The organism is Burkholderia latens (assembly GCF_902499045.1).
In the GTDB taxonomy this organism is placed as follows: Bacteria; Pseudomonadota; Gammaproteobacteria; order Burkholderiales; family Burkholderiaceae; genus Burkholderia; species Burkholderia latens.
This window is the reverse complement of the sequence record NZ_CABVPL010000028.1, coordinates 68279-79842: the sequence shown is the minus strand read 5'-3', so window position 1 is coordinate 79842 and position 11564 is coordinate 68279. Positions and strand designations below refer to the sequence as shown.

General features: G+C 67.7%; 10 protein-coding genes. 4 read left to right on the top strand and 6 right to left on the bottom strand.

Annotated features, from left to right (window positions below):
• Window positions 1-118 precede the first annotated feature (118 nt).
• The 3 genes from BSE24067_RS19390 to BSE24067_RS19380 are packed head-to-tail and all read left to right on the top strand — an operon-like array spanning window position 119 to window position 3408.
• Entirely contained in the window at window positions 119-2320 is a 2202-nt protein-coding gene (locus BSE24067_RS19390) for an FUSC family protein (protein ID WP_151068695.1), read from the top strand.
• Window positions 2317-2520, top strand: coding sequence for a DUF1656 domain-containing protein (locus BSE24067_RS19385; RefSeq protein ID WP_151068694.1), 204 nt, complete (start codon window positions 2317-2319; stop codon window positions 2518-2520). The genes BSE24067_RS19390 and BSE24067_RS19385 overlap by 4 nt, the downstream gene beginning before the upstream one ends.
• 12 nt (window positions 2521-2532) lie before the next feature.
• Window positions 2533-3408 (top strand): efflux RND transporter periplasmic adaptor subunit, encoded by an 876-nt coding sequence (locus BSE24067_RS19380; protein WP_151068693.1) that lies wholly within the window; start codon window positions 2533-2535, stop codon window positions 3406-3408.
• 21 nt (window positions 3409-3429) lie between these two features.
• Here BSE24067_RS19380 and BSE24067_RS19375 read toward each other — a convergent pair whose 3' ends face one another.
• Window positions 3430-5115, bottom strand: a complete 1686-nt coding sequence (locus tag BSE24067_RS19375) for a methyl-accepting chemotaxis protein (protein ID WP_174904831.1) — start codon at window positions 5113-5115, stop codon at window positions 3430-3432.
• A gap of 409 nt (window positions 5116-5524) precedes the next feature.
• Here BSE24067_RS19375 and BSE24067_RS19370 point away from each other — a divergent pair, with 409 nt between their 5' ends.
• On the top strand, window positions 5525-6763 hold the full coding sequence (locus BSE24067_RS19370) for an MFS transporter (protein WP_151064073.1): 1239 nt from the start codon (window positions 5525-5527) through the stop codon (window positions 6761-6763).
• A gap of 66 nt (window positions 6764-6829) precedes the next feature.
• On the opposite strand, the gene BSE24067_RS19365 is transcribed toward BSE24067_RS19370, so the two are convergent.
• The 5 genes from BSE24067_RS19365 to BSE24067_RS19345 form a co-directional block, all read right to left on the bottom strand.
• Entirely contained in the window at window positions 6830-7624 is a 795-nt protein-coding gene (locus tag BSE24067_RS19365; RefSeq protein WP_420883483.1) for a 5'-methylthioadenosine/adenosylhomocysteine nucleosidase, read from the bottom strand.
• Window positions 7624-9987 carry a UvrD-helicase domain-containing protein gene (locus tag BSE24067_RS19360; RefSeq protein ID WP_151064070.1) on the bottom strand — a complete coding sequence of 788 codons (2364 nt, stop codon included), beginning with the start codon at window positions 9985-9987 and terminating at the stop codon, window positions 7624-7626. The genes BSE24067_RS19365 and BSE24067_RS19360 overlap by 1 nt, the downstream gene beginning before the upstream one ends.
• Before the next feature lie 275 nt (window positions 9988-10262).
• The gene (locus BSE24067_RS19355; protein ID WP_208455035.1) at window positions 10263-10658 is read right to left on the bottom strand and encodes a T6SS amidase immunity protein Tai4 family protein; all 396 of its coding nucleotides are present in this window, start codon (window positions 10656-10658) and stop codon (window positions 10263-10265) included.
• 37 nt (window positions 10659-10695) lie between these two features.
• Complete coding sequence (locus tag BSE24067_RS19350; RefSeq protein WP_174904830.1) at window positions 10696-11121, bottom strand: type VI secretion system amidase immunity protein Tai4; 426 nt, start codon at window positions 11119-11121, stop codon at window positions 10696-10698.
• Window positions 11118-11528: a type VI secretion system amidase effector protein Tae4 gene (locus tag BSE24067_RS19345; protein ID WP_420883519.1), complete on the bottom strand. Its 411-nt coding sequence runs from the start codon at window positions 11526-11528 to the stop codon at window positions 11118-11120. Before BSE24067_RS19345 ends, BSE24067_RS19350 begins: the two co-directional genes overlap by 4 nt.
• Window positions 11529-11564 lie beyond the last annotated feature (36 nt).

The following is an 11564-nucleotide window of genomic DNA, read 5'->3' as shown; positions in this document are numbered from 1 at the left end:
CGCCTCGGGCGCGAAGCCCGTCGCCGCCGCCCGGCCCGCGCAGGTCGCGACGAACGCCACGGCCGCCGCGGCCGGCACGGCCGCCGCCACGGCCGCACGGTAACGCGGAGCGCCCCTCATGTCAGCCTCCTCTCCCGCTTCCACGCACGCCGGCGGTCCGCTCGCGGCCTGGTACGCCGCATTCGGCGACTGGGCCCGCACCGACGGCGCCGCGTGGCTCTATCTGTTCAAGGCGCTGCTCGCCGCGTTCATCGCGACCGGCGTGTCGATGCGCCTCGACCTGCCGGCGCCGAAGACCGCGATGACGACCGTGTTCATCGTGATGCAGCCGCAAAGCGGCGCCGTGCTCGCGAAAAGCTTCTACCGCGTCGCCGGCACGATCTTCGGGCTGATCGCGACGCTCGCGTTCGTCGGCCTGTTCCCGCAGCAGCCGCAGCTGTTCCTGCTGGCCGTCGCGCTGTGGGTCGCGCTGTGCACGGCCGGCGCCGCGCGCAACCGCAACTTCCGCAGCTACGGCTTCCTGCTCGCCGGCTACACGACCGCGCTGATCGGGCTGCCGGCGTCGCAACACCCGGACGGCGCGTTCATGAGCGCGATGACGCGGGTCGCCGAAATCATGGTCGGAATCGTGTCGGCGGGCGTCGTCAGCGCGCTGGTGTTTCCGCAGACCACCGGCCAGCAGATGCGCACGACGGTGCGCAAGCGCTTCGGCAACTTCGTCGACTACGTCGCGGCGGCACTGTCGGGCAAGCTCGATCGCGGGCACATCGAAACGATCCATACGCGCTTCGTCGCGGACGTGGTCGGCTTCGAGGCGGCGCGCAGCATGGCCGTGTTCGAGGATCCGGACACGCGGATGCGCAGCGGCCGTCTCGCGCGGCTGAACAGCGAATTCATGAGCGTATCGAGCCGCTTCCATGCGCTGCACCAGTTGATGAACCGGCTGCGCGCGGCCGGTGCGCAGGCCGCGATCGATGCGATCGAGCCGTATTTCCGCGAAATCGCGCCGCTGCTGACGCGCAACGGCGATCCGGTGCGCTCGTCGGCCGACGCGGCGCTCGCGGCCGAACAGCTGCTCGCGTGGCGCGACGCGCTGCCGCGGCGCATCCGCGCGACGCGTGCCGCGCTCGAAGCGCAGCCGGACTTTCCGTTGCTCGACTTCGACACGGCCGCCGAACTGCTGTACCGCTTCATCACCGACCTGCACGAATACGCAGCGACCTACGCGTCGCTGTCGAGCGCGACGCACGAGCGCGAACGCTGGATCGAACGCTACGAGCCGCGCACCAACGTGACCGCGATGGTGATCGCGGCGATCCGCACCGCGACCGTGATCCTCGTGCTCGGCTGGTTCTGGATCGCAACCGCGTGGCCGAGCGGCGTGACGATGACGCTGACCGCGGCGGCGACCTGCGCGCTCGCGTCGTCGACGCCGCGACCGACCGCGATGTCCGCGCAGATGGGGATGGGCACCGCGCTGGCCGTCTGCACGGGCTTCCTGCTGACGTTCGGCATCTACCCGCACATCGACGGCTTCCCGCTGCTGTGCGTGGCGCTCGCGCCGCTGCTCGCGATCGGCATCTACATGACGCTGAAGCCGAAGCTCGCCGGCTACGGGATGGGCTATCTGATCTTCTTCTGCTTCCTTGCCGGGCCCGACAACATCACGCACTACGACCCGATGAGCTTCATGAACGACGCGCTCGCGCTGGTGCTGTCGATGCTGGTGTCGGCGATCGCGTTCGCGGTGCTGTTCCCGCCGACCGCGCCGTGGCTGAAGAAGCGGCTGTTCGCGGACTTGCGGCACCAGGTGGTCGCCGCATGCCACGCGCGGCTCGCCGGCCTGCGCACGCGCTTCGAGAGCGGCGCGCGCGATCTGATGTACCAGGCGCACACGTTGTCGGCCGACCAGCCCGACGTGCAGCGCGACGCACTGCGCTGGATGTTCGCGGTGCTCGAAACCGGCAACGCGGCGCTCGACCTGCGCGCCGAGCTGGCGACGCTGCCGTCCGATCCGCGCTATGCGCCGGCGACGCCATGGCGGCGCGCGATCGAGACGATGCGCACGGCGCTGTCCGCGCTGTTCAGCAAGCCGGATGCCGAACGCTTCGACGCGACGCTCGCCGCGGTCAACGCGGCGATCGACGCGACCCGGCAAACGCTCGACGCGGTCGCGCCGTCGCGCGACGAGCGCCACCGGCTGCAGCGCATCCTGAGCCATCTGCACTTCGTGCGCACGGCGCTGCTCGATCCGGAATCGCCGCTCGAGCCGCTCAACCGCAACCGCGCCGTGCGCGCCCAACCAGGAGCCTCGTCATGATGCCGCGTGAAATCGCCATTCTCGATGCCTACATGCCCACGGTGGTGCTGATGTTCGTGCTGGGCGGGCTGGCCACCTGGGCCGTCGACCGCCTGCTCGCCTATACGGGCCTCTACCGTGTCGTCTGGCACCCGTCGCTGTTCCGCGCGTGCCTTCTCGTCTGCATTTGCGGCGGACTGAGTCTCGCCGTTTACCGTTGATTCCGAACCATCATGATTCTCAGAAAACTCTTCGGCTTCGTCGCAACCGCCGTCATCCTTCTCGTCGCGATCCTGATCGGGCGCTCGCTGTGGGTGCACTACATGGACGATCCGTGGACGCGCGACGGGCGCGTGCGCGCCGAGATCGTCAACGTCGCGCCGGACGTGTCGGGCGCGATCGTCGAGCTGCCGGTGCATGACAACCAGCTCGTGAAAAAAGGCGACCTGATCATGCAGATCGATCCGTCGCACTACCAGATCGCAGTCGAGCAGGCGCAGGCGGCCGTCGCCGCCCGCCGCGCGGAACTGCAGATGCGCCGCGACGACGCGGCCCGCCGCGCGGACCTCGATGCGCTCGTCGTGTCGAAGGAAAACCGCGAGAACGCGGCGCACAGCGCGTCGAGCGCCGAGGCGCAGTACCAGCAGGCGCTCGCCGCGCTCGACGCAGCGAAGCTGAACCTCGCGCGCACGCGCGTGGTCGCGCCGGTCGACGGCTACATCACGAACCTGCAGACGTTCAAGGGCAACTACGCGGTGGCCGGCCAGGCGAAGCTCGCGATCGTCGACAGCCACTCGTTCTGGGTCTACGGGTACTTCGAGGAAACCAAGCTGCCGCGCGTGAAGATCGGCGCGCCGGCCGAAATGCGGCTGATGAGCGGCGGCGTGATGAAGGGCCACGTCGAAAGCATCTCGCGCGGCATCTACGATCGCGACAACCCGCAAAGCCGCGACCTCGTCGCGGACGTGAACCCGACCTTCAACTGGGTGCGCCTCGCACAGCGCGTGCCGGTGCGCATCCGGATCGACGAAGTGCCGGCCGACGTGGTGCTGTCGGCGGGCACGACCTGCACGGTCATCATCGATCCGGACCAGCCGAAGAAGTCGTGAGCGCCGGACGGCCGCAGGCGCTTACGCGGCGATGCGGAAGCGCCCGACCAGCGCCTTGAGCGCCTGAGCCTGTTCGTCGAGCGCATTCGCGGCGGCCGCCGCCTGCTCGACGAGCGCCGCGTTCTGCTGCGTGCCGGCATCCATTTGCGTGACCGCGCGGCCGATCTCCTCGATTCCGGCGCTCTGCTCGTCGGATGCCGCCGAAATCTCGCCGATGATGTCGGTCACGCGCTTCACCGCCCGCACCACGTCGTCCATCGTGCGGCCCGCGTCGTGCGCGAGCGTCGCGCCGTTCGCGACGCGTTCCACCGACGCGCCGATCAGCTCGCGGATCTCCTTCGCCGCGGTCGCCGAGCGTTGCGCGAGCAGCCGCACTTCGCCGGCCACCACCGAAAAGCCGCGCCCCTGCTCGCCGGCGCGCGCCGCCTCGACCGCCGCGTTCAACGCGAGGATGTTGGTCTGGAACGCGATCCCCTCGATCGTGCCGATGATGTCGCGAATGTTCTTCGCGCTGTCGTCGATCTCGCTCATCGTCGCGACCACGCGCCCGACGACTTCACCGCCCGCCTCCGCGACAGCGGACGCATTGGCCGCGAGCGCGCTCGCCTGCCGCGCGTTTTCGGCGTTCTGTCGCACGGTCGACGTCAGCTCCTCCATGCTGGCCGCAGTGCGTTCAAGCGCGACGGCCTGCTGCTCGGTGCGCCGCGACAGGTCGAGGTTTCCGGTCGAGATCTCGCCGGACGCCGCCGCGATCGCCTCGGCGCTGACGGCGATCTCGCCGACAGTGGCCGCGAGGCCGGTCTGCATGTCGGCGAGCGCGCGCACCATGCTGTCGCGATCGTTACGGGCGAGCGGGATCGGCCGCGTCAGATCGCCGCGCGCGATGTCGGCGGCGATCGCCTTCGCGTCCGCCGGCTCGCCGCCGAGCTGCGACGCGAGGCGGCGCACGACGCGTTCGGCGATCGCGATCGCGAGCACGATCAGCGCGGCCGTCATCGCGGCGATCATCGCGAACGACGACGAGAAGATCGTCGCGGACGCATCGAGCGTCGCCTTCGATTTCGCCCCGCGTGTCTTCACGAGCATCGCGACGAGTTTCTCGAGCTTGCCGGTCTCGACCAGCAGCGACACGTCCTGCGTGCCGACCTGCCAGTTCATCTGCGACAGGTCGAGCGGCTGCGCCTGCACGAGCGCGACGAAATCGCGCAGATGGCCGCTCCACGTGCCGACCGCGATCGAAAACGCGCGCAGCCGCGCGGAATCGTCGGCGTCCGCCGGATCCGCGTAGCGCTGCAGCGTCGCGAGCGCGTCGCGGATCGACGCGAGCCCGGCGCCGACCTCCGCGCCGAGATCGTCGCGCTCCTTCGCGGTGGTCGCGGTCAGCAGCATCTTTTGCGCGCGGCTCGCGCGCAGCACCTCGGCCCGCACTTCTTCCGCGGCCCGGCTCGCGACGTGCCCCTGCTCGTAGACCGACCCGATCGACGCGTTCAGCCGGCTGATCTGCCACAGCGAAAACACGCCGATCGCGAGCGTGCCGATCAGCAGGATCGCGAACGCCGTCCGCAACGTCGCCTTGACGGTCCAGGGCCGGCGTTCGCGCCGGGCCGCGCGCGCGCGGCGGGCGGCAGGTCCGGCGGCCGACGCGGCTGCGCCGGATGCGGCGACGGTCGCCCCCCGCTGCGGATGCAATGATGCTGCTGCTTTCATCGATATATCCCCGTAGTGATCACGCCGCCGGAAAGGTCGGTTCCGGCGGACGGCATTCCCGCGACGGCTGGCCAATGCCGCGCGGCCCGCGCCGCCCCGGCTCGTGGCCGGTGCAGGCGCGGCGCGCCGATGTTGTCGTTGCGTCTTCTACGGCCGCAATCGGCGCGCCTTGAGTCCGGACAAACACCGATCCGGGCCCGCGGCCCCCTCGGCGAGCGGCCGCGCCGCAGCGTTATACCCGGTCAAAAAAGGCGACCAATAAGCGAATCGTCACATCAATGTCCGAATTGCGACAAAACTTGGCCGGACATTCTCAATACGCCACACTACACTCCTTTGACGCAACAACGATTCCAACGCGCCGATCCCCATCAGAGCGCGTCCTGCCACCTCAACTCGCTCAGCTCACATGGAAACCAGCCTCGATACGGGCGCCGGCACGGCCGCCGCGGCCCAGCCGTCCGTTCCGCCTGCTCCGCGCACCGTCTACCCGGTGCTCGGCGCGATCAGCTTTTCGCACATGCTCAACGACATGATCCAGTCGTTGATCCTCGCGATCTATCCGATGCTCAAGAGCCAGTTCGCGCTGTCGTTCGCGCAGATCGGCCTGATCACGCTGACCTACCAGATCACCGCATCGCTGCTGCAGCCGCTCGTCGGCCTGTACACGGACAAGCGGCCGAAGCCGTATTCGCTGCCGGTCGGGATGGGCTTCACGCTCGCGGGGCTGCTGCTGATGTCGGCCGCGCAGAATTTCCCGATGCTGCTGGTGGCGGCCGCGCTCGTCGGCTGCGGCTCGTCGGTGTTCCATCCGGAATCGTCGCGCGTCGCGCGGATGGCATCGGGCGGCCAGCACGGGCTCGCGCAGTCGCTGTTCCAGGTCGGCGGCAACGCGGGTTCGGCGCTCGGGCCGCTGCTCGCCGCGCTGGTGATCATCCCGCACGGCCAGCACAGCATCGCGTGGTTCTCGGCGGCCGCGCTCGTCGCGATGGTCGTGCTCACGCAGATCGGCCACTGGTACAAGAAGCACCCGTCGATGAAGAAGAAGGCGGCGGCGGCCGGCCATCCGACGCTGTCGCAAGGCCGCGTGCTCGCCGCGATCGGCGTGCTCGTGCTGCTGGTGTTCTCGAAGTACTTCTATCTCGCAAGCATCAACAGCTATTTCACGTTCTATCTGATCGGCAAGTTCCACCTGTCGGTGCAGGCCGCGCAGATCCACCTGTTCGTGTTCCTCGCGGCAGTGGCAGCCGGCACGCTGATCGGCGGGCCCGTGGGCGACCGCATCGGCCGCAAGTACGTGATCTGGGTGTCGATCCTCGGCGTCGCGCCATTCACGCTGCTGCTGCCGTACGCGAACCTGTTCTGGACGAGCGTGCTGAGCGTGATCATCGGCGTCGTGCTGGCGTCGGCGTTCGCGGCGATCCTCGTCTATGCAACGGAGTTGATGCCGGGCAAGGTCGGGATGGTCGCGGGCCTGTTCTTCGGCTTCGCGTTCGGCCTCGGTGGCGTGGGCGCAGCCGTGCTCGGCCAGCTCGCGGACGCGACGAGCATCGCGTTCGTCTACAAGGTGTGCTCGTTCCTGCCGCTGATCGGCGTGCTGACGGTGTTCCTGCCGAACCTCGAAAGCAGCCGGCGCAAGAACGCGTGACGACACGGCCGCGGGATGCGTGCCGCGGCCGGTCGATCGCCTGGAACGGAAAGGATGACGGCGGCTTCAGGCCGCCGTCGTCGCATGCAGCGTCAGGAAACGCTTCAGGATGCCGGACGAATAGCTGCTCGCGATCTCCGACAGGAAGTGCGAGAACGACTGCGTCGCGTGATCGTCGGCCGTGTCGGAGATCGTGCGCACGAGTGCGAACGGCACGTCGTGTTCCGCACACACCTGCGCGATCGCCGCGCCTTCCATCTCGACCGCGAGCGCGTCCGGCAGCGCGTCGCGCAGCGCGACGACTTCGCGCTCGCTCGACACGAAGCGGTCGCCGCTGATGATCAGGCCGCCGTGCAGCGTCGCGCCGGCGAGGCCGAAGCGCTCGGCGAACCGCGCGCCCTCTTCGGCGACGAACAGCGTGCACGCAGCCTTCAGGCGCGCCGTCAATTCCGCGTCGGTCGCGAAGCGCGTGATGCCGAGCAGCGGCACCTCGTAGCGCGGAAACAGCGGCGACGCATCGAGATCGTGCTGCAGCAGCGTATCGGCGACGACGACGTCGCCGACGCGCACCGTGCGCGACACGCCGCCGGCGACGCCGGTAAACACCACGCCGGACACGCCGAACACGTGAATCAGCGCGCTGACGGTCGCGGCGGCCGCGACCTTGCCGACGCGCGCGAGCGTGACGACGCACGCCGCGCCGTGCACGGTGCCGACGTGATAATCGCGGCGGCCGAGCGTGATCGTCTTCATCGCGCCGTCGGCGCGCATCGCGGCGATCAGGTCGCCGAGTTCCTCGGGCAGCGCGGCCAGAATGCCGAGCGGGCGCGTGGCCGCGGTTTCAACCATGTCGATGCTCATCACTCCACCGCTTGCAGTTTCGCGACGGCCAGCGCGAGCCACTTCTCGCCGTGCCGCTTGAATTTCACCTGCGCCTTCGCATCGGCGCCGTTGCCTTCGAGCGCGGTGACGGTGCCCTCGCCGAACTTGGTATGGAACACCTGCTGGCCGACGCGGAACCCGGTGTCGGCCGCGCGCTGCTTGTCCGCGAACGCGGGCAGCGGCGCGGACACGGCGGCGTCGACGATCTGCTCGCGGCTGCCGCCGCCCGGCCGCGCGAACCAGTCGCGCCCCCAGCCGGCGTTGTCCGAGCGGCCGCCCCAGCGCGAGCCCGCCTCGACCTTCGGCGTCAGCCACTTCAGCACGTGCTCCGGCAATTCGTCGAAGAAGCGCGAGCGCACGTTGTAGCGCGTCTGGCCATGCAACATCCGGCTCTGTGCGAACGACAGGTAGAGCCGCTCCTTTGCGCGCGTGATCGCGACGTACATCAGCCGGCGCTCCTCCTCGAGGCCGTCCGATTCGAGCACGCTGTTCTCGTGCGGGAACAGCCCTTCTTCCAGCCCGGTGATGAACACCGCCGAAAATTCGAGGCCCTTCGCCGCGTGCACCGTCATCAGCTGGACGGCGTCCTGTCCGGCCTGCGCCTGGTTGTCGCCGGCTTCGAGCGACGCGTGCGACAGGAAGCCCGCGAGCGGCGTCATCGTGTCGGGATTCTGCGCGGGGTCGCCGAGCGGCGCGGGATCGAGCACGTCGACCGACGGATCGTCCGCATCCACGCCAAGCTCCGGCGCCGCGATCGCGCCCGCGCGCAGCGGAATCGAGCGGGCCGGCGCGTCGAGCCCGTAGCCTTCCTCGCTGACGAACGCGGTGGCCGCGTTCACGAGTTCCTGCAAGTTCTCGAGGCGGTCCTGGCCTTCACGCTCGCCCTGGTAGAAGTCGGCGAGGCCGCTTGCGCGCACCACGTATTCGACCGTCTCCGGCAGGCTCATCTGCTGCGTCTCGGCGCGCATCTTCGCGATCAGCGTCGCGAACGCGCCGAGGCTCGAGCCGGCCTTGCCCGTCACATACGGAATCGCGGCGGCCATCGAGCAGTCGTACAGCCGCGCGGCATCCGCGAGTTGCTCGATCGAGCGCGCGCCGATCCCGCGCGTCGGGAAGTTCACGACGCGCGCGAACGCGGTGTCGTCGTTCGGGTTGTCGATCAGGCGCAGATAGGCGAGCGCATGCTTCACTTCCTGGCGCTCGAAGAAGCGCAGGCCGCCGTATACGCGATACGGGATGCCCGACGTCATCAGCGTGTGCTCGATCGCGCGCGACTGCGCGTTGCTGCGATACAGGACGGCGATCTCGCTGCGCGACATCCCGGTGTTGATCAGCGAGCGAATCTCCTCGACGATCCAGCCGGCTTCCTGCGCATCGGTGCTCGCCTCGTACACGCGCACGGGCTCGCCGTGGCCGGCGTCGGTGCGCAGGTTCTTGCCGAGGCGGTGCGAGTTGTTCGAGATCAGCTGGTTCGCCGCGTCGAGGATGTTGCCGTGCGACCGGTAGTTCTGCTCGAGCTTGATCAGGTTGCGCACGCGGAATTCGTCTTCGAAGTCGCGCATGTTGCCGACGTTTGCGCCGCGGAACGCATAGATCGACTGGTCGTCGTCGCCGACCGCGAAGATCGCGTTCTGGCCGCCCGCGAGCATCTTGAGCCATGCGTACTGCAGCTTGTTGGTGTCCTGGAACTCGTCGACGAGGATGTGCTTGAAGCGCGCCTGGTAATGCGCGCGCAGCGGTGCGTTGTACGCGAGCAGCTCGTAGCAGCGCAGCAGCAGTTCGGGGAAGTCGACGACGCCCTCGCGCTGGCACTGCTGGTCGTACGCCTGGTACAGCTCGACGAACTTGCGGTTGAAGTTGTCGGACGCGTCGACCTTGTCGGGACGCAGCCCCTGCTCCTTCGCGTTGTTGATGAAGTACTGGACGTTCTTCGGCGGGTACTTCTCGTCGTCGACGTTCGCGGCCTTCATCAGCCGCTTGATCGCGGACAGCTGGTCGGCCGTGTCGAGGATCTGGAACGTCTGCGGCAGGCCGGCGTCGCGGTAGTGCGCGCGCAGCATCCGGTTGCACAGCCCGTGGAACGTGCCGATCCACATCCCGCGCGTGTCGATCGGCATCATCGCGGACAGCCGCGCCATCATCTCGCGCGCGGCCTTGTTCGTGAACGTGACGGCGAGCACGGTTGCCGGCGACGCGTAGCCCTGCTGGATCAGCCACGCGATGCGCGTGATCAGCACGCGGGTCTTGCCGCTGCCCGCCCCCGCGAGGATCAGCGCCGGTTCGTTCGGCAGCGTGACGGCGGCGTATTGTTCAGGGTTCAGATTGGCGAGCAGATCGGGCATGGAGCGGCGGCGGACGAGCGAGAAAAATGCGGACCCGCCATTATAAGTCCGTCGTGTGCGATGCCGTGGCGGACCGATGCGGCGTCGCGGCGCAACGAGGCCGCCTTCCGCGCCGGTGGTGGCTCCGGCACCCTTGACCCGCGCTATTTCCGGCGCGCGGCAGCAGGTTTGTCCCCAATCCAGTCGGGATGACGGACATACCGGCCCACTTGTTCGTCGAGTTTGCTTGGTACAGGCCCGGACATTTCAAAGCCGGGATGGCACTCTTCTCGGCACTAGCGCGCTTTTGCCAGCCGATCGGCAAGCATGTCGAGCTCCCGACTGTGGAACAGATCGATGCACTTCATCATATTGAACGACGCCGGAATCGAACCGCCGTATGTCCGGGTGGCATACCGCCGCGCGAGCGCACGGAGCGCATCGTAGGCTTCGATCGGCTGGCGGCCAAACTCCAGATACGCGCTCGCGGCCGCATTCGCATCCTCCCGGTCGCGGACACTGTGCGCGACTTGTGCAAGACAGACGCTAAGTGCCCAGTTTTTCAGCAAAGTTTTTTGCGAGTACCGCGCGACAGGAGACCGAGCATCCGGAGCCGCGACCGTGACTTGCGTCACCGCCGTGGCCGAACGGGTCGGCAGCGCCATGCAGAGCGCTAGCAGCAGGCTTTTCAACGTAGTGCCCAATCGATGCGCGCCCCAAGCGAGCACGTTATTTTCCGCGCCGCCCGGCCGGTTTGTCCCCAATCCAGTCGGGATGAGGAACGTACCGACGGACTTGTTCGTCTAGTTCGGGGCCGTGATACAGGTCCAGGCATTTCAGCAGAGCAAATTCGGCCCCGGCGTAACCTTCCACGGGATTGCCGTAATCGCGGCGCAAATAGTATTCTGCAAGCCGCTCGACCGCCCGATCGCCCTGTTCCTCATCGTAATAAGTCCATTCCAGGAACACACTCTTGGTAATTTCGGCATCCTTGCCTGCCGGCGATCCTCGGTAAGCGATCGACAAGCAGGCCGCCAACGCCCTGTCCTTGTAATTCTCCGCATTGGTGCGCCGCACGGCCATGACGGAATCGGCCGCTTCGGCAGACAGTGCCGAACATAGCGCGACGGCACAGACTGCCCGAAAAATGTTCATTTGAGCGCCCAGAAATAAGCACGGCTAGTGCGATAGTTCGCCCCCGGCTCGTTGAAATAACAAGCGTCGTAACACTGGCGCCCATTGAAAAGCGTCGCATGACCGCTGGCGTCACTCCACCCATGCACCTCGAAAAGGATAAGACCACATTTCCCCGCCAGGGCCCCCCCGCCACTCGGCGGATAGGCAACGATTTGGGGCGCGCCCCAAACAACTTTCAGAAACGAGACCACATCTCGGACACGATAGAAATAGTGCCGACGATCGGCCCCTTCTCTGGTCTTGCCCGACATGAACGGGACGATTACGCCTGCGTCATTCAGGATATAGCTCATACGAACCGCGCATGTGTTCCGCCAAGGGTTCGTTTTATCCCGGATATGCGCAGCGACGCTGCCCCCGATCACCTCTGCCACTCTTTCGCCCGAACGGGCCGGATCGTA